12 protein-coding genes and 1 other RNA gene are annotated in these 17,549 nt (G+C 61.9%); 11 read left to right on the top strand and 2 right to left on the bottom strand.

Annotation, left to right across the window (positions count from 1 at the left end; translation table 11 throughout):
- Positions 1 to 17 precede the first annotated feature (17 nt).
- From ACODTO_RS11240 to ACODTO_RS11210, 7 genes are all read left to right on the top strand, one after another.
- A complete protein-coding gene (locus ACODTO_RS11240; protein ID WP_024776771.1) occupies positions 18 to 677 on the top strand; it encodes a GntR family transcriptional regulator in 660 nt (219 codons plus the stop codon).
- A 2-nt stretch (positions 678 to 679) separates the two neighbouring features.
- Positions 680 to 4,168 carry a chromosome segregation protein SMC gene (gene smc / locus ACODTO_RS11235; protein WP_175385726.1) on the top strand — a complete coding sequence of 1,163 codons (3,489 nt, stop codon included), beginning with the start codon at positions 680 to 682 and terminating at the stop codon, positions 4,166 to 4,168.
- A gap of 228 nt (positions 4,169 to 4,396) precedes the next feature.
- Positions 4,397 to 5,239, top strand: coding sequence for a cell division protein ZipA (zipA, locus tag ACODTO_RS11230; protein ID WP_139648885.1), 843 nt, complete (start codon positions 4,397 to 4,399; stop codon positions 5,237 to 5,239).
- A 227-nt stretch (positions 5,240 to 5,466) separates the two neighbouring features.
- Positions 5,467 to 7,824, top strand: a complete 2,358-nt coding sequence (gene ligA / locus ACODTO_RS11225) for an NAD-dependent DNA ligase LigA (protein WP_489106431.1) — start codon at positions 5,467 to 5,469, stop codon at positions 7,822 to 7,824.
- Positions 7,825 to 7,930: 106 nt separating this feature from the next.
- The gene (locus ACODTO_RS11220; RefSeq protein WP_175385724.1) at positions 7,931 to 9,091 is read left to right on the top strand and encodes a zinc-binding metallopeptidase family protein; all 1,161 of its coding nucleotides are present in this window, start codon (positions 7,931 to 7,933) and stop codon (positions 9,089 to 9,091) included.
- A 284-nt stretch (positions 9,092 to 9,375) separates the two neighbouring features.
- Positions 9,376 to 9,472, top strand: an RNA gene (gene ffs, locus ACODTO_RS11215) — signal recognition particle sRNA small type.
- 193 nt (positions 9,473 to 9,665) lie between these two features.
- Positions 9,666 to 10,319, top strand: coding sequence for a Pr6Pr family membrane protein (locus ACODTO_RS11210; protein ID WP_175385723.1), 654 nt, complete (start codon positions 9,666 to 9,668; stop codon positions 10,317 to 10,319).
- 193 nt (positions 10,320 to 10,512) lie between these two features.
- Here the strand turns inward: ACODTO_RS11210 and ACODTO_RS11205 are convergent, their stop codons facing one another.
- Positions 10,513 to 10,827 (bottom strand): helix-turn-helix domain-containing protein, encoded by a 315-nt coding sequence (locus tag ACODTO_RS11205; protein ID WP_139648875.1) that lies wholly within the window; start codon positions 10,825 to 10,827, stop codon positions 10,513 to 10,515.
- Between the two features lie 338 nt (positions 10,828 to 11,165).
- Here ACODTO_RS11205 and ACODTO_RS11200 point away from each other — a divergent pair, with 338 nt between their 5' ends.
- Positions 11,166 to 12,908: a putative bifunctional diguanylate cyclase/phosphodiesterase gene (locus tag ACODTO_RS11200; RefSeq protein ID WP_175385722.1), complete on the top strand. Its 1,743-nt coding sequence runs from the start codon at positions 11,166 to 11,168 to the stop codon at positions 12,906 to 12,908.
- Here the strand turns inward: ACODTO_RS11200 and ACODTO_RS11195 are convergent.
- A complete protein-coding gene (locus ACODTO_RS11195) occupies positions 12,860 to 13,627 on the bottom strand; it encodes a substrate-binding periplasmic protein (protein WP_175385721.1) in 768 nt (255 codons plus the stop codon). The genes ACODTO_RS11200 and ACODTO_RS11195 overlap by 49 nt on opposite strands.
- A gap of 143 nt (positions 13,628 to 13,770) precedes the next feature.
- Here ACODTO_RS11195 and dnaX point away from each other — a divergent pair, with 143 nt between their 5' ends.
- From dnaX to ACODTO_RS11180, 3 genes are all read left to right on the top strand, one after another.
- Positions 13,771 to 15,819, top strand: coding sequence for a DNA polymerase III subunit gamma/tau (dnaX, locus tag ACODTO_RS11190; protein WP_489106430.1), 2,049 nt, complete (start codon positions 13,771 to 13,773; stop codon positions 15,817 to 15,819).
- Between the two features lie 64 nt (positions 15,820 to 15,883).
- Positions 15,884 to 16,222, top strand: coding sequence for a YbaB/EbfC family nucleoid-associated protein (locus tag ACODTO_RS11185; RefSeq protein WP_003183512.1), 339 nt, complete (start codon positions 15,884 to 15,886; stop codon positions 16,220 to 16,222).
- Positions 16,223 to 16,481: 259 nt separating this feature from the next.
- Positions 16,482 to 17,516, top strand: a complete 1,035-nt coding sequence (locus ACODTO_RS11180; protein WP_175385719.1) for an NADP-dependent oxidoreductase — start codon at positions 16,482 to 16,484, stop codon at positions 17,514 to 17,516.
- The last annotated feature ends 33 nt before the right edge of the window (positions 17,517 to 17,549 follow it).

The following is a 17,549-nucleotide window of genomic DNA, read 5'->3' as shown; positions in this document are numbered from 1 at the left end:
GAGTTTGAAGGACAACCATGACGTTCAAGGCCCCGGACAGCCTCGCCGAGCAAATCGCCCATCATCTCGCCGAACGCATCATCCGCGGTGAAATGAAGCCAGGAGAGCGCATCCAGGAGCAAAAGGTCACGCTGGCGCTCAACGTCAGCCGCGGCTCGGTCCGCGAGGCCCTGCTGATCCTGGAGCGACGCCATCTGATTGCGATCCTGCCGCGCCGTGGTGCTCACGTTACCGAACTTACCGAACATAATGTGCGTAGCCTCTGTACGCTGATGAGCGAGCTGTACATCCTGCTGGGCAACGCCGTTGCCCATGGTTGGCGGGATTCGGCCGACATGGCGCCGTTCCTGCAGATCCAGCAGCGCCTCAAGGAGGCCTTCGAGCGCCAGGACATCCGCATGTTCGTCGACGAGAGCTTCAGCGTGATGCGCGCGGCCTATCCATTTGCCAATAACCCGTACTTGCAGGAAACCGTCGAGAACCTGCAACCGGCCATGAGCCGCGCCTATTTCCTGGCCCTGGAACAGCGCAAGGCCGAAATGAGCGAATTCCTCGATCTGTTCCAGCGCCTGCTCGTCGCGGTGCTGGCCCGTGATCTGCCGCAGATTCGCATTGTGCTGATGGCTTACTGTCAGCGTAGTTGCGATCTGGTGGTTGCCGCCCTGACGAAGGCCTGAACGTGCGCCTCAAGTGCATCAAGCTGGCGGGGTTCAAGTCCTTCGTCGACCCGACCACGGTGAACTTCCCCAGCAACATGGCGGCGGTGGTGGGACCCAACGGTTGCGGCAAGTCGAACATCATCGACGCCGTGCGCTGGGTGATGGGCGAGAGTTCGGCCAAGAACCTGCGCGGCGAGTCGATGACCGACGTCATCTTCAACGGCTCCACCAGCCGCAAGCCGGTCAGCCAGGCGAGCATCGAGCTGGTGTTCGATAACTCCGACGGCACCTTGATCGGCGAATACGCGGCCTATGCGGAAATCTCCATCCGCCGCAAGGTGACCCGCGACAGCCAGAACAGCTACTTCCTCAACGGTGCCAAGTGCCGGCGTCGCGACATCACCGACATCTTTCTCGGCACCGGCCTGGGGCCGCGCAGCTACTCGATCATCGAGCAGGGCATGATCTCCAAGCTGATCGAGGCCAAGCCTGAAGACCTGCGCAACTTCATCGAAGAGGCTGCCGGTATCTCCAAGTACAAGGAGCGCCGGCGCGAGACGGAGAACCGAATCCGTCGCACCCACGAAAACCTGGCTCGCCTGACCGACCTGCGCGAAGAACTCGATCGTCAGCTCGAACGCCTGCACCGCCAGTCCGAGGCCGCGCGCAAATACCAGGAATACAAGGGCGAGGAGCGCCAGCTCAAGGCCCAGCTCTCGGCCCTGCGCTGGCAGGCGTTGAATGAACAGGTCGGCCAGCGTGAAGCGATCATTGGCAACCAGGAGGTCAGTTTCGAAGCGCTGGTGGCCGAACAGCGCAATGCCGATGCGGCCATCGAGCGCCTGCGTGATGGGCACCACGAACTGTCCGAGCGCTTCAACCTGGTGCAAGGGCGCTTCTATTCGGTCGGTGGCGACATCGCCAGGGTCGAGCAGAGCATCCAGCATGGCCAGCAACGGTTGCGCCAGTTACAGGACGACTTGAAAGAGGCCGAGCGCGCGCGCCTGGAGACCGAGTCTCACCTGGGGCACGACCGTACCTTGCTGCTGACCCTCGGTGAAGAACTGGACCGGCTCACGCCAGAGCAGGAGATCACCAGCGCCGCTGCCGAAGAAGCCGCCGCGGCTCTGGAAGAAGCCGAGTTGACCATGCATGGCTGGCAAGAGCAGTGGGACCGATTCAACCTGACTTCTGCCGAACCGCGGCGTCAGGCCGAGGTCCAGCAGTCGCGCATCCAGCAGTTGGAAACCAGCATGGAACGCCTGGCCGAGCGCCAGCGCCGCCTGGCCGAGGAGCGCGCCTTGCTCGCGGCGGACCCGGAAGACGCGGCGATCCTCGACCTGAGCGAGCAACTGGCTGCCAGCGAAGCCACCCTGGAAGATTTGCAGGCCAGCGAAGACGCCCAGGTCGAACGGCTCGAACAACTGCGCCAGGCCTTGCAACTGGCCCTTCAGAATCAGCAGCAGGCCCAGGGCGAGCTGCAACGACTCAACGGTCGTCTGGCGTCGCTGGAAGCCTTGCAGCAAGCGGCGCTGGACCCGGGCACCGGCACCGCCGAATGGCTGCGCGACCAGCATCTGGCCGAGCGCCCGCGACTGGCCGAAGGACTGAAGGTCGACGCCGGTTGGGAACTGGCGGTGGAAACCGTGCTGGGCGCCGATCTGCAAGCGGTGCTGGTGGACGATTTCGCGGGCTTCGACCTCTCGGGTTTCACCCAGGGCGACCTGCGCCTGCTCAGCCCGGCCGGTGACGGCGTGCGGATGCCGGGCAGCCTGCTGGACAAAGTCGAGGCCAAGGTCGATCTGTCGCCCTGGCTCGGGCAGGTCAGGCCGGTGGAAAACCTCGAACAGGCCCTGGCGCTGCGCGGGCAACTGGCGGCGGGCGAGAGCCTGATCAGTCGCGACGGCTATTGGGTCGGCCGGCATTTCCTGCGGGTGCGCCGGGCCAGCGAAGCCGAGAGCGGCATGCTCGCCCGGGGCCAGGAGATCCAGCGTCTGGGCGCCGAGCGCGATGAGCGCGAAGCCAGTGTCGAAGCCCTGGAAACCGAATTGCAGAATCTGCGGGCGCAGCAGCGTCAACAGGAAAACGGCCGCGAACACCTGCGCCGGCTGCTTCAGGATGAGGCGCGCCAGCAGGGCGAACTCAAGGCACAGCTGTCGGCCGGCAAGGCCAAGGCCGAGCAGTTGGCCTTGCGTCGTACTCGTCTGGAAGAAGAAATTGCCGAGCTGGGCGAGCAACGGGCGCTGGAGCACGAGCAGGTCGGCGAGGCGCGTCTGCAACTGCAGGAGGCCCTTGATGCCATGGCGCTGGACACCGAGCAGCGTGAGCTGTTGCTGGCCCAGCGCGACAGCTTGCGCGAACGCCTCGACCGGGTGCGCCAGGAAGCGCGTCAGCACAAGGATCATGCCCATCAGTTGGCGGTGCGCCTGGGCTCGCTCAAGGCGCAGTACGATTCCACGCGCCAGGCTCTCGAGCGTTTGGAAATGCAGTCCGAACGCCTGACCGAAAAACGCGAACAGTTGAGCCTGAACCTGGAAGAGGGCGAGGCGCCGCTGGAAGAGTTGCGCCTCAAACTCGAGGAGCTGCTCGACAAGCGGATGAGTGTCGATGAAGAGCTCAAGACCGCTCAGATCGCCCTGGAGGACGCCGACCGTGAGCTGCGCGATGCCGAGAAGCGCCGTAGCCAGGCCGAGCAGCAATCCCAGCTGATTCGCGGCCAGATGGAACAGCAACGCCTGGAATGGCAGGCCCTGACCGTACGCCGCAAGGCCTTGCAGGATCAACTGTTGGAGGACGGCTACGACCTCAACGGCGTGCTCGCCACCCTGGTGCCCGGGGCCAATGAGAAAGACGCCGAGGAGGAGCTGGAGCGCATTGCTGCGCGGATCCAGCGCCTGGGCGCGATCAACCTGGCGGCCATCGACGAATACGAACAGCAGTCCGAGCGCAAGCGCTACCTGGATGCCCAGGATGCTGACTTGGTGGAAGCGCTGGAAACCCTGGAAAACGTCATTCGCAAGATCGACAAGGAAACCCGCAACCGTTTCAAGGATACCTTTGATCAGATCAATGGCGGTTTGCAGGCGCTTTTTCCAAAAGTTTTCGGTGGTGGCAGCGCTTACTTGGAACTGACGGGCGAAGATCTACTCGATACAGGGGTGACGATCATGGCGCGTCCTCCCGGGAAGAAGAACAGCACCATTCATTTGCTCTCCGGTGGTGAAAAGGCGCTGACCGCGTTGGCCCTGGTATTTGCCATCTTCAAGTTGAATCCGGCGCCGTTCTGCATGCTCGACGAAGTCGATGCACCGCTGGACGACGCTAACGTGGGCCGTTATGCGCGCCTGGTAAAGGAAATGTCTGAAACGGTGCAGTTCATCTACATCACCCACAACAAGATCGCCATGGAAATGGCCGATCAACTGATGGGCGTGACGATGCACGAACCGGGCTGTTCGCGGCTGGTGGCGGTGGATGTCGAGGAGGCCATGGCGATGGTGGATGCCTAGCGGCGAGCGGCGAGCTTAAAGTGGCGAGCTGCAAGCGATGCAGCTCAGCTGTAGCTTGTAGCTGCTGTTATGTAGCTTCAAGCTGTTGGTCATGCTAGTTTAATGTCAATTTTTCGTGTGCGTGGGCAAAACGCCATTCAGAACATAGAGTTGGCGCCACGTTTTAAAGCGGTTTGCAAATAGCTAAGCCCCTTATTTTTCAGCATTTTTATAGAGGCACGGGATTACATGGAAATCGGTCTGCGCGAGTGGCTGATCGTCATCGGCATCATTGTCATTGCCGGTATTCTTTTCGACGGCTGGCGCCGCATGCGCGGTGGCAAGGGGAAACTCAAGTTCCGCCTTGATCGCAGCCTGTCGAACCTGCCGGACGAGGATGACAATGCCGAGCTGCTGGGCCCGCCCCGGGTGCTGGACACCCACAAGGAGCCGCAACTGGACGAGCATGACCTGCCGTCGATGAGCGCGCCGGTGCGCGAGCCCCGTGAATCGGGTTCCAAACGTGGCAAGCGCAACAACGAACCGTCCCAGGGTGACCTGAACCTCAACCTGGACCTGGATGGCGGCCCGAGCTTCAGCAGTCGCGACGACTTCCCGGAAGAGAGCAAGGCGTCGAGCAGCGACAAGGATCAGGCCCAGGCTGAAGAAGTCCTGGTGATCAGCGTGATCTGCCGCGATCCGGCCGGCTTCAAGGGCCCGGCGTTGTTGCAGAACATCCTGGAAAGCGGCCTGCGTTTCGGCGAGATGGACATTTTCCATCGTCACGAAAGCATGGCTGGCAACGGTGAGGTGCTGTTCTCCATGGCCAACGCCGTCAAGCCAGGGGTGTTCGATCTGGACGACATCGATCATTTCAGCACGCCGGCGGTGAGTTTCTTCCTCGGTCTGCCGGGCCCGCGTCATCCCAAACAGGCCTTTGACGTGATGGTGGCGGCGGCTCGCAAGTTGTCCCAGGAACTCAATGGCGAATTGAAGGATGACCAGCGCAGCGTGCTGACCGCACAGACCATCGAGCACTACCGCCAGCGTATCGTCGAGTTTGAGCGTCGGGCATTGACCCAGAAGCGCTGATCAGAGCGCCTCTGGTAGCCGCTTGTGGCAAACCGCTTTTGTGGCGAGGGGATTTATCCCCGCTGGGCTGCCAAGCAGCCCTCAAAATGTTGTGTTGCCACAGAGTTTGCGAGTGCTGCGCACTCGAGCGGGGATAAATCCCCTCGCCACAGGTTCTCTGCCGAGCGTTACTTGACTGATTGAAATGAGCAGCCTCGGCTGCTCTTTTGCTTTATGAGAGAACACCCATGAATGCCGTCGAAACCCGCATCCTAGAGCTGCGAACCGAACTGGATCAGCACAACTATCGCTATCACGTCCTCGATGAACCGACCATCCCGGACGCTGAGTACGACCGCCTGTTCCACGAGCTCAAGGCCCTGGAGGCGCAGCACCCGGAGCTGGTGACCAGCGACTCACCGACCCAACGGGTCGGCAGCGTGGCGTTGTCGGCGTTCAGCCAGGTCCGTCACGAAATCCCGATGCTCAGCCTGGGCAACGCCTTCGATGAAGCCACCATGCGTGAGTTCGACCGCCGGGTGACTGAAGGCCTCGATCTGCCGATGGGTGATCTGCTGGGCGGCGGTGCGGCGGTGGAATACAGCTGCGAGCCGAAACTCGATGGCCTGGCGGTCAGTCTGTTGTACCAGGACGGCCTGTTGGTACGCGGTGCCACTCGCGGCGACGGCACCACAGGCGAAGACATCAGCGTCAACGTGCGCACCGTGCGCAACATCCCCCTCAAGCTGCAGGGCAGCGGCTGGCCTCCCGTGCTGGAAGTGCGCGGCGAGGTGTACATGTCCAAGGCCGGCTTCGAGCGTCTCAACGCCACGCAGTTGGAAACGGGTGGCAAGACCTTCGCCAACCCGCGCAACGCGGCGGCCGGCAGCCTGCGGCAACTGGACTCGAAGATCACCGCCAACCGTCCGCTGGAGTTCTGCTGCTACGGCATCGGCCAGGTGACGGCGGATATCTCCGATACCCACATCGGCAATCTCAAGCAGCTCAAAGCCTGGGGCATGCCTGTCAGCCGCGAGCTGAAACTGGCCCATGGCATCGACGAATGCCTGGATTACTACCGTGACATCGGCGAGCGGCGTAGCGCGTTGCCCTATGAGATCGATGGCGTGGTGTTCAAGGTCAACAGCATTGCTTCCCAACGTGAGCTCGGCTTCCGCGCTCGCGAGCCGCGCTGGGCCATCGCCCATAAATTCCCTGCCAGCGAAGAACTCACTGAGTTGCTCGACGTCGAGTTCCAGGTGGGCCGCACCGGGGCGGTGACGCCTGTTGCGCGGCTCAAGCCGGTCAAGGTGGCAGGCGTGACCGTGGCCAACGCCACGCTGCACAACATGGACGAAGTGGCGCGCCTGGGGTTGATGATCGGCGACACGGTGATCATCCGCCGCGCCGGGGACGTGATTCCACAGGTGGTGCAAGTCGTCACCGAGCGTCGCCCGGAAAATGCCCGCCCGGTGGAAGTGCCCCAGCAGTGTCCGGTGTGCGGCTCCCACGTGGAGCGCACGCAACTGATCAAGCGCAGCAAGGGTCGCGAAACCATCAGCGAAGGCGCGGTGTATCGCTGCGTCGGGCGCCTGGCCTGCGGAGCGCAGCTCAAGCAGGCGATCATTCACTTCGTCTCGCGCCGGGCCATGGACATCGAAGGGCTGGGGGAAAAGAGCATCGAACAACTGGTGGACGAGGGCCTGGTGGGATCGCCGGCCGATCTGTATGCCCTGACCTTCGAACAAGTGGTCGACCTGGAAGGCTTTGCCGAATTGTCGAGCCGGAAGTTGTTGGCGGCCATCGTCGACAGTAAGAAGCCCAGTCTGGCGCGCTTCATTTACGCCCTCGGCATCCCGGACGTCGGCGAGGAAACCGCCAAGGTCCTGGCGCGCTCCCTGGGCTCGCTGGAACGCGTGCAAGCAGCGTTGCCCCAGGTGCTCACGTACCTGCCGGACGTGGGCCTGGAAGTGGCGCATGAGATCCACAGCTTCTTCGAGGACCCGCACAACCGTCAGGTGATCGCGGACCTGCTGCGTCATGGTCTCGATATCCAGGACCAGGGCGAGCTGGGCGCCGAATTCTCCGCCAGCACCACCCTGGGTGGCTTCCTCGACAAGCTTTACATCCCGTCGGTCGGACCGGGTGGTGCGCAGAAACTGGCAGACAAGTTCGGCTCCCTCGAGGCAGTGATGAACGCAGATTGGCTGGACATGCGCCAGGCCCTGCCGGAAAAGCAGGCCAACGCTGTGCGGGAATTCTTTGCCATCACCGAAAACCGCCAGCAGGCCGAGGCCGCGGAACAGCAGTTGCGGGACTTCGGCATGCACTGGCAAAGCGAGAAGAAGGTGGTCGAAGGCTTGCCGGAGGCGGGGCACACCTGGGTACTGACCGGTTCGCTGGAATTGATGAGCCGAGACGTCGCCAAGGACAAGCTGGAGAGCCTTGGGGCCAAGGTCGCCGGTTCCGTGTCGGCGAAAACCCATTGCGTCGTGGCCGGCCCGGGTGCGGGCTCGAAACTGACCAAGGCCAATGAACTCGGGCTCAAGGTGCTGGATGAAGAGGCGTTCGTAGCGTTCCTTGGCAAGCACGGCATCACGGTCTAGCCCTTGTGGCGCGGGGATAAATCCCCTCGCCACAAGGGTGTGTCACCAGGCTGAACGTCTGTGCCAGAAGACGATCTAGTGTTGCAGGCCCCAGGGAGAGATCGCCATGTACCGCTTCTTCGAACAACTGAGCTCACGCATCGCCGCGCCGTTCCTGGGCGACCGTTCGCGCAACAGCAAGGTCTGGCCGTGTCGCTGCGGCCAGTCGCTGTTTTTCCGCAACAGCCAGTGCCTGGCCTGCCTGGCGGCGTTGGGCTACCAGCCGGAGCAGAGTCGTCTTTCGTCACTGCAACCCGGTGATCTGCCCGACACCTGGACCCTGGATGCCGACCCAAAGGCCGGTCTGTTCCGTCGCTGTGCCAACCTCGATACCGCGGCAGCGTGCAACTGGCTGCTGCCGGCCGGGGGGCGCGACACCTTGTGCATCGCCTGCCGGCTGAACCGCACCATCCCCGACCTGTCGATCCCGGAGAACCCTGAACGCTGGCGCAAGGTCGAGACGGCCAAGCGCAGGCTGGTGGCGCAACTGATCACCCTCGGTCTGCCGGTCGCGCCGAAAAGCGTCGACGAATCCACGGGCCTGGCCTTCGACTTCATCGGCGTCGACCCTGACGGCACGCCACCGACCACCGGCCATGCCAGCGGCTTGATCACGCTCGACATCAAGGAAGCGGACGACGCCCACCGTGAGGCCGTGCGCCAGCAGATGCACGAACCGTATCGCACCTTGCTCGGGCACTTTCGTCACGAAGTGGGGCATTACTACTGGGATCTTCTGGTTGCCAACAGCCACTGGCTCGAAGCATTCCGCGGATTGTTCGGCGATGAGCGGACCAGTTATGCCGACGCGCTGGAGCGGCATTACCAGCAAGGAGCACCGTTGGACTGGCAAACCCGTTACGTCAGTGCCTACGCCACCATGCACCCCTGGGAGGATTGGGCCGAAACCTGGGCTCACTACCTGCACATGATGGACGCCGTGGACACGGCGCTGGGCTTTGGCATGAGTGCCCAGGACATGGACTTCGACTACCAACCGTTCCCACCCGACACCCTGTTCGATCCGGAGCACGCCGGAGGCACGGCGTTCCTGTCGTTCGTCAACGCCTGGATCGAACTGGCAGGCATGCTCAACGAACTGTCCCGCAGCATGGGCCAACCGGATTTCTACCCGTTCGTCGTGCCGGCAGCCGTCATCACCAAACTGCATTTCATCCATCTGGTGATCCAGGAGGAGGGCGGCCGGGCGGATGAGGTGCTGCTGTAGCGACGGGGTTTGCCAGGATGGCTGCGCACCCTCGATCTACTGTGGGAGCGAGCCTGCTCGCGATGGCGGCAGCTCATTCAGCCCTGATGCAAGCCGACCCACCGCTTTCGCGAGCAGGCTCGCTCCCACAGGGTTCCTCGGGATGGCTGCAAAACGCATATCCACCCCCATGGCAAGTGCTTGAACATCTTCGCTTTTTTAATCCGGCGCGAACGGTTGTAACTTCCCGTCAGATAGGTACAATGGCGCGGCTCGCCGTCAGGCGGGCGTCGTTATGGTGACCCCATCGGTCCCCCCGCAACGATTACCCGTGAACCTGGTCAGATCCGGAAGGAAGCAGCCACAGCGGGAACATTGTGTGCCGGGGTGTGGCTGGTGGGGTTGCCTCCATAACGCCCCAGGCCTTCATTCGCAAGGTTTGTCAGATTTCCCCCTGCCTTTCTTGTTCTGATCGAATTCGGTTGATGCCTTCTGCTGTCTGCTCTATTACCGTTGATCGGCACTGTCATTTCTGACAGTAGAATTTCACGTTGTGCCTTTCTAGGGTTCGTGTAGACGGCCAGAGGGCAATGTGATGAACAACGACATGGTGTTGACGCGAAGCAGGGGGGCAATCGCCGTGAAGGTCGCGGCGGCGCTGGGATGGTTTGCATTGCTTCTCCAGCTTTACCTGATCCTGGCCTCACGTTGGCAGGCCGAGAAGAGCCTGTCAGGTGGCGTGGAGATCTTTTTCAGCTACTTCACGGTGCTGACCAATATCCTGGTGGCGATCGTGCTGACCTGCGCGGCGACGACAGGTGACTCGGCGCTGCGACGTTTCTTTCTCCGGCCCTCGACCCAAACGGGGGTGGCGGCTGCCATCGTGCTGGTCGGGCTGGCGTACAACCTGTTGTTACGCCAGACATGGAACCCTCAAGGCTGGCAGTGGGTGGCTGATGAGCTGCTGCACGACGTGATGCCTGTGCTGTTCATGATCTATTGGTGGTTCTGTGTGCCAAAGGGAACCCTGCACTGGAGCAATGTATGGGCGTGGCTGATCTATCCACTGGTCTATTTCATTTACGCCCTGATACGTGGCGAGATGATCGGCTCCTACCCCTATCCGTTCATCGAGGTGAACAACTTGGGTTATTCACAGGTGCTGGTTAATGCGATGTTGGTGTTGGTGGGGTTCGTGGTGATTTCACTGGTGCTGGTCGCGGTGGATCGGGCGAAGGGTGGGCGCTGATTGGCAGGTCATTTTTCTGGATGCCCATAAACCCAGTGTTCGTCACCGATCCCCTGTGGGAGCTGAGCTTGCTCGCGATGGCGGTGGGTCAGCTTGCATTGATGTTGCCTGAGATTCCGCTATCGCGAGCAAGCTTTGCTCCCACAGGTTGTGTGCATCAGGTCCGGGGAGCCGGGGAGCCATCACACCCGACTCAAGGTTTGGACAGCGCTTGATCCACCGCCGCGATCAGCTTGCCCAGGTCCTTCGGAGTGGCCTTGTGTATGACACCGAACAGATAGGCGCGCTGTTCGTCTTCATCGTTCATGTCGGCGAAAAAGGCTTTCAGTTGCACGTCCAACACGTTGGCGAGCAGGAACAGGGCTTCGATGCTGGGCATGTAGGTGCCGGTTTCGAAACGGCTGATGGTTTTGGGGTCAAAACCGGTTCTTTCGCCCAGTTCAGCCTGAGTCAGCCCCGCTACTTTGCGGTAGCGTCTGATGGCTGCACCCAAACTTGAAATTTGCATCGCTCAATTCCCATTTAGAATCAAGAACTTAACGATAGATTTTCGCATTAGGCAACCGCGTGATCCATCACCTTGCTTTGCAAAATGTGATGTGTTTCGTAGAATCAGCGTTTGGGACGGGCATTTGGTGACCTGCTTCAGATACCAAAAGATGCAAAAAGAAATGGGTCGCGGGTTCATGGTCGTGGCACAGGGCAGGCGTTCTGGGCTTTCGAGCGGCACCGACAAAGCCGTGCTCCCACTTCTCTCACGGTATTTGAGCCTAGTTGATTTTCGCCTGTCCGAAGGCGGTGCAACCGCGCGCGCCAAATGAGCCTGACTCATGGATGACTGCTTCGATGGATAAGAAGTACCGCAGAGCCGTTGACGCCGCCGCGATTTTTTCCGAGACCGATGCGAGCGGGCGTATCACCTACGTCAACGACCAGTTCTGTAACCTCTTTGGCTACCGGCGCGATGAACTGCTGGGGGCGAACCATCGCCTGCTCAATTCCGGTCACCACCCCGGGGAATTCTTCAGTGCCATGTGGCACACCATCTCGTTGGGGCAGGTCTGGAAGGGGGATATCTGTAATCGCGCGAAGGACGGTACCTTGCATTGGGTCGATACCACCCTGGTACCGTTGACAGATGACGCGACAGGACAGGTCGAGCGCTACCTGGCGATTCGTTTCGACGTCAGCGACAAGCGCCGGCAACTGCACTCCCTGCAATGGCGAGTCGGGCACGATGTGCTGACCGGGCTGCCCAATCGCACCTATTTGTCTGACCTGCTGGACCAGGCCCTGGCGTTTTCCCAGGCGGAAAGCTTCCCCCTCGCGGTCTGTATGCTTGATCTCGATGGCTTCAAGGCGGTCAATGACGGTCACGGCCATGCCAGTGGCGACCAGCTGCTGGTCGAGGTCGCAAGGCGGCTGCGCAGCATCGTTCGAGGCGAAGATGTGGTTGCGCGGCTGGCGGGGGACGAGTTCGTGCTGGTGTTGCGTCATGTGCCTGGGATGGATGAGTTGCATGGGGCTTTGAACCGGGTGCTGGTTGCTGTTTCCACGCCCTATGCCATTGACGGTAAAAGCATCAAGGTCTTCGCAAGTATCGGCGTCACGCTGTTCCCCTGGGACAACGAAAACGCCGAGACGTTGCTGCGCCATGCCGACCAGGCGATGTACATGGCCAAGCAGAGCGGCCGCAATCGCTTCCATCTGTTCGATGTATCCCGGGACAAGGAGGTGCGGGCCACCTACCAGACCGTCGAGCGGGTTCGGCAGGCATTGGCCGCCCGTGAGCTGCGGCTGCATTTCCAGCCCAAGGTCAATATGCGCAGCGGCACCGTGGTCGGCCTTGAGGCGTTATTGCGTTGGAAGCACCCGCAACGTGGCCTGGTGCCGCCTCGTGAGTTCCTGCCGCTGGCGGAGGAGACCGATCTGATTGTCGAGATCGGCGAGTGGGTCATGGAACAGGTCATGATTCAGTTGCAGCTGTGGCAGCAAGCGGGGCAGGGGTGGCCGGTCAGCATCAATGTCTCGGCACGGCATTTCCAGCGCGAAGACTTTGTCGAGCGGCTGCGGCAGATGCTGGAGCGACACCCGGACGTGGCGCCGCGCATGCTCGACCTGCAAATCGTCGAATCCGTCGCGGTGGAAAATCTCCAACATGTCAGCGCCTGCCTCCAGGCTTGCCAGGCCCTGGGGGTGGGTTTCTCCCTGGGCGGGTTCGGGACGGGCTACTGCTCCCTCAATGACCTCAAGCATTTGCGCATCCAGACCATCAAGATCGACAAGACCTTTATCCGCGACATTCTTGTGAATCGGGATGACCTGGCCTTGACCAAGGCCGTGATCGGTCTGGCCCAGGCGTTCGATCGCCAGGTCGTCGCCGAAGGGCTGGACAGTCTCGAGCATGGGCAATTGCTGCTGCGCCTGGGGTGTGAAGTCGCCCAGGGCTACTTCATCGCCCGACCCATGCCAGCCGAGCAGATACCGGGCTGGGTGGCGAGGTTTGTTCCGCCGTCGCAATGGCAGCAGCGTCCGGGCATTCAGGGAGAGCCGGCTTCAGGCTCGGATTGCGCATTGCGGCCGGTGTAAAGCTGGATGATCGCGTCGATCTCTCCGGAGGATTTCATGTTCTGCAAGGTGCGCAGGATGCGTTGTGCCGGGATTTTCGGATCATTGCGCAGGTAGCAGCCCAACTGCTGTTCCTGCAAAACGGCCACCTCATGCAGTTGGTAGTCAGCGGTGTGCCGTTGGTTGAACCAGTCCAGCGCCCATTGGTTGCTCACGCCGTAGCGATAGCGCCCGGCAAGCAATTTTGTCAGCACTTGTTCCTGGCTCCGTGCGTCATCGCGCCTTAGATGACCGCTGTCGAACAGCGGCTGCAAGGTCGGATAGGTATAGCCGAGCACGGTACCGATCGGCTGCTGCCCCAGCGTCGCCGGCACCACTTGTCTGGGGGCACTGGCTGTGCCGACGAGCAGGTCACGCTGGAAGAACAGCGGGACACTCCAGAGGAAACCTGCTCCTTCGTCCTTTACCCAGTTGGGGCTGACGTAGCAGCGCATGTCGACTTCGTCGTGTCGCATGGCCCCGTCGAGCCGGGCCCGGGACAGGACATGGAACTCGGCCGGCATGCCCACCTGGGTCGCCAGGCTGGTCATGACGTCTGGGAGTATTCCCTGGGTCGGGCGACCCTGTTCGATCTGCACCATGGGCATGGCCCAGCCGTCAGTCACGGCAAAGCGCAAGGGTAATTCGGCGGCGGAACATTCTGTCCCTAATAACAGCAAAGCCCCCATGGCCAAGCGCATAAGCTCTCCTGACGGTATGAAAACGTGTCGACAACCGAGTCCTTGATCCAAGCTTAGTCAGATTAGAACGGTGCACCGGATGCAATTTCGCCCCTGCTCCGCTAGCATTAGCCGCTTATGTTCCTTCGTTGCGATGGTTTTCGATGAGTTATCAGGTTCTTGCACGTAAATGGCGTCCGCGCTCGTTCCGCGAAATGGTCGGCCAGACCCATGTGCTCAAGGCTCTGATCAACGCCTTGGACAGCCAGCGGCTGCACCATGCCTACCTGTTCACCGGGACCCGCGGCGTGGGCAAGACGACGATCGCGCGAATCATCGCCAAGTGCTTGAATTGTGAAACCGGTATCACTTCGACACCCTGCGGTGAGTGTTCGGTCTGCCGGGAAATCGATGAAGGCCGTTTCGTCGACCTGATCGAGATCGACGCCGCCAGCCGCACCAAGGTCGAAGATACCCGCGAGCTGCTCGACAATGTGCAGTACGCCCCCAGCCGTGGGCGCTTCAAGGTCTACCTGATCGACGAAGTGCACATGCTCTCCAGCCATTCCTTCAATGCGCTGCTCAAAACGCTTGAAGAGCCGCCGCCCTACGTCAAGTTCATCCTGGCAACCACCGATCCGCAGAAGCTGCCGGCCACGATTTTGTCCCGCTGCCTGCAGTTCTCCCTGAAGAACATGACACCGGAGCGGGTCGTCGAGCACCTGACCCACGTGCTGGGTGTCGAGAATGTGCCGTTCGAAGACGATGCGCTGTGGCTGCTGGGTCGCGCCGCCGACGGTTCGATGCGTGACGCCATGAGCCTGACCGACCAGGCCATCGCCTTCGGGGAAGGCAAGGTCATGGCTGCCGATGTGCGGGCCATGCTCGGTACGCTCGATCACGGCCAGGTCTATGACGTGTTGCATGCCCTGATCGACGGCGACGCGAAGGCGTTGCTCGAAGCGGTGCGCCACCTGGCCGAACAGGGGCCGGACTGGAATGGCGTGCTGTCGGAAATCCTCAATGTATTGCACCGTGTCGCCATCGCCCAGGCCTTGCCTGACGGCGTCGACAACGGCCATGGCGACCGTGATCGCGTGCTGGCCCTGGCCCAGGCGTTGCCCGCCGAAGACGTGCAGTTCTATTACCAGATGGGCCTGATCGGTCGTCGCGACCTGCCCCTGGCGCCGGATCCGCGCGGTGGCTTCGAAATGGTGCTGCTGCGAATGCTGGCGTTCCGGCCTGCGGACACGGCGGATGCGCCGAGGCAGGCGCTAAAGCCAGTGGGGATCAGCCAGGCCACAGCTGATTCCGCCAAGCCAGTGGCTGCCGCGCCCGTTGTTGCGCCGGCAGCGGTTTCTGCCCCGGCGGCGGTAGCGCCCGTCGTGGAACCGGCTCCGGCGCCTGTCATCGAGCCTGAGCCGATTCCCGAGCCTGTCGCCGAAACCGTCATCGATCTGCCCTGGAATGATCCGGTCGAACCCGAGATCGTCCAGCAGCCTATGGTGGAGCCTGTACTGGAAACCGTCGCCGAGCAGCCCGAGCTGCCGCCGATGCCCCTGCCGACGCCCGACAGCGTGGTGCCCGAAGCGCCTGAGTGGGTCGCCGCTCCGATGCCCGAGCCGACCGCCGCCGATGTCGATATGGCCACGCCGGGCATGGACCTGGACGATGAGCCTCCGTTGGATGAGGATTACATCGAGCCGGACATGGACTCGGCCTACAGCTACCTGGATGACCTGGCCAGCGAGCACGCCGCCGAGCCGGCACCCGAGCCTGAGCCGGAACCCGCAGCGATGCCGGCCACCGGGCTGGCCCTGCAATGGCTGGAGCTGTTCCCGAAATTGCCGATCACCGGCATGACCGGTAGCATCGCCGCCAACTGCACGCTGATCGCGGTAGAGGGCGATCACTGGCTGCTGCACCTGGATCCGGCCCACAGCGCCCTGTTCAACGCGACCCAGCAGCGGCGTCTCAACGATGCACTGAACCAGTATCATCAGCGCACGCTGACGCTGAGCATCGAACTGATCAAGCCGGAGCAGGAAACCCCGGCCCAGGCCGCGTCCCGGCGCCGTGCCGACCGCCAGCGCGAGGCCGAGGAGTCGATCCACAGCGATCCGTTCATCCAGCAGATGATGCAACAGTTCGGCGCGGTGGTCCGTCACGATACTATCGAACCTGTCGAGGCCCCGGTCACCCAGGGCTCATAATTGAAGGCGCCGGGCCGAAAGGGCCGGGCGCGGTGTTTATCCAAGTACTTTCGAGGTGATTCCCATGATGAAAGGTGGCATGGCCGGCCTGATGAAGCAGGCGCAGCAGATGCAGGAAAAAATGGCCAAGATGCAGGAAGAGCTGGCCAACGCCGAAGTCACCGGCAAGTCCGGCGGCGACATGGTGACCGTGGTCATGACCGGTCGCCACGACATCAAGCGCGTCAGCATTGACCCGAGCGTGGTCGAAGGCCTGAGCGAAGATGACAAGGAAATGCTCGAAGCCCTGTTCGCCGCCGCCGTCAACGACGCCGTGCGCAAGATCGAAGCCAACAGCCAGGACAAGATGTCTGGCATGACCGCCGGCATGCAACTGCCGCCGGGCATGAAACTGCCGTTCTGATTCGCCATCCCGTTCGGGATGGGCTACACCCAATGCCAGGCATCGCGCCTGGCATTTTTGTTTCGGGTGCATGGCTGTGATGGCCGGAACCCTTGTGGGAGCAAGGCTTGCTCGCGATAAGCGCCTGGGCCCCCTGAAAGACCGCGTTGAATCCATCGCGGGCAAGCCTTGCTCCCACAGCGATAAACATCGAACGCCACCCCCCAGGCAATGGTCTGCTCCCTATACGTGCCCATTCAACGATCAAGGAGACGTTTCCATGTCACAAGCATCGACCTCCAACCAGCGCATCGTCCTCGCTTCCCGTCCCAAGGGCGCGCCCACCGCGGAGAATTTCCGGGTTGAGCAGGTAACCCTGCCAGAGCTGGCGGACGGGCAGATCCTGCTCGAGACACTGTTCCTGTCCCTGGATCCCTACATGCGCGGGCGCATGAGCGACGCGCCGTCCTACGCTGCGCCGGTGGAAATCGACGAAGTGATGACCGGCGGAGCTGTCAGCCGCGTAGTGCACTCGAAGCACCCGAAATTTCACGAGGGCGACCTGGTAGTGGGGGCCACGGGGTGGCAGAGCCACAGCATCAGCGATGGTCGCAACGTCATACCCATTCCATCCGGGTTGCCCAGTCCGTCGATGGCCTTGGGGGTGCTGGGCATGCCGGGCATGACCGCCTACATGGGACTGATGGACATCGGTCAACCCAAGGCCGGGGAAACCCTGGTGGTGGCCGCCGCCTCGGGTGCCGTGGGTTCTGTAGTCGGCCAAGTGGCGAAAATAAAGGGGCTTCGGGTCGTCGGGGTGGCTGGCGGCAGCGAGAAATGCCAGTACGTGGTCGACGAGTTGGGATTCGACGCTTGCATCGACCATAAGAGCGAGCACTTTGCCGAAGAGCTGGCCCGGGCGTGCGACAAAGGCATCGACATCTATTACGAGAACGTCGGCGGCAAAGTCTTCGACGCGGTGCTGCCGCTGCTCAACGCCAAGGCCCGCGTCCCGCTCTGTGGCCTGATAGCGTCCTACAACGATCAGCACGCCCCGAGCGGACCGGATCGGTTGCCGCAGTTGCAACGCACCTTGCTGACCAAACGGGTGCGCATGCAGGGATTTATCGTGTTTGACGACTACGGTGATCGTCAGCCGGAATTCATCAGCGCCATGGCGCCATGGGTGCGGGATGGCCGGGTCAAGTTCCGCGAAGACGTGGTCGATGGCCTGGAGAATGCGCCACAGGCGTTTATCGGGCTGCTGGAGGGACGCAACTTCGGCAAGCTGGTGGTGCGGGTGGCGCAGGATTGAGTATTTGACGCTGGTCAGAGGCGCGGGTATAAA

The organism is Pseudomonas sp. FG13 (assembly GCF_057809755.1).
Note: the sequence above shows the minus strand (reverse complement) of the source record. Positions and strands in the feature narration are given on the sequence as shown.

What these genes read in the sequence shown, in the direction of transcription:
- ACODTO_RS11240 (WP_024776771.1), top strand. Translation starts at nt 18, where the DNA reads ATGACGTTCAAGGCCCCGGACAGCCTCGCCGAGCAAATCGCCCATCAT.
- zipA (WP_139648885.1), top strand. Translation starts at nt 4,397, where the DNA reads ATGGAAATCGGTCTGCGCGAGTGGCTGATCGTCATCGGCATCATTGTC.
- ligA (WP_489106431.1), top strand. Translation starts at nt 5,467, where the DNA reads ATGAATGCCGTCGAAACCCGCATCCTAGAGCTGCGAACCGAACTGGAT.
- ACODTO_RS11220 (WP_175385724.1), top strand. Translation starts at nt 7,931, where the DNA reads ATGTACCGCTTCTTCGAACAACTGAGCTCACGCATCGCCGCGCCGTTC.
- ACODTO_RS11210 (WP_175385723.1), top strand. Translation starts at nt 9,666, where the DNA reads ATGAACAACGACATGGTGTTGACGCGAAGCAGGGGGGCAATCGCCGTG.
- ACODTO_RS11205 (WP_139648875.1), bottom strand. Translation starts at nt 10,827, where the DNA reads ATGCAAATTTCAAGTTTGGGTGCAGCCATCAGACGCTACCGCAAAGTA.
- ACODTO_RS11200 (WP_175385722.1), top strand. Translation starts at nt 11,166, where the DNA reads ATGGATAAGAAGTACCGCAGAGCCGTTGACGCCGCCGCGATTTTTTCC.
- ACODTO_RS11195 (WP_175385721.1), bottom strand. Translation starts at nt 13,627, where the DNA reads ATGCGCTTGGCCATGGGGGCTTTGCTGTTATTAGGGACAGAATGTTCC.
- dnaX (WP_489106430.1), top strand. Translation starts at nt 13,771, where the DNA reads ATGAGTTATCAGGTTCTTGCACGTAAATGGCGTCCGCGCTCGTTCCGC.
- ACODTO_RS11185 (WP_003183512.1), top strand. Translation starts at nt 15,884, where the DNA reads ATGATGAAAGGTGGCATGGCCGGCCTGATGAAGCAGGCGCAGCAGATG.
- ACODTO_RS11180 (WP_175385719.1), top strand. Translation starts at nt 16,482, where the DNA reads ATGTCACAAGCATCGACCTCCAACCAGCGCATCGTCCTCGCTTCCCGT.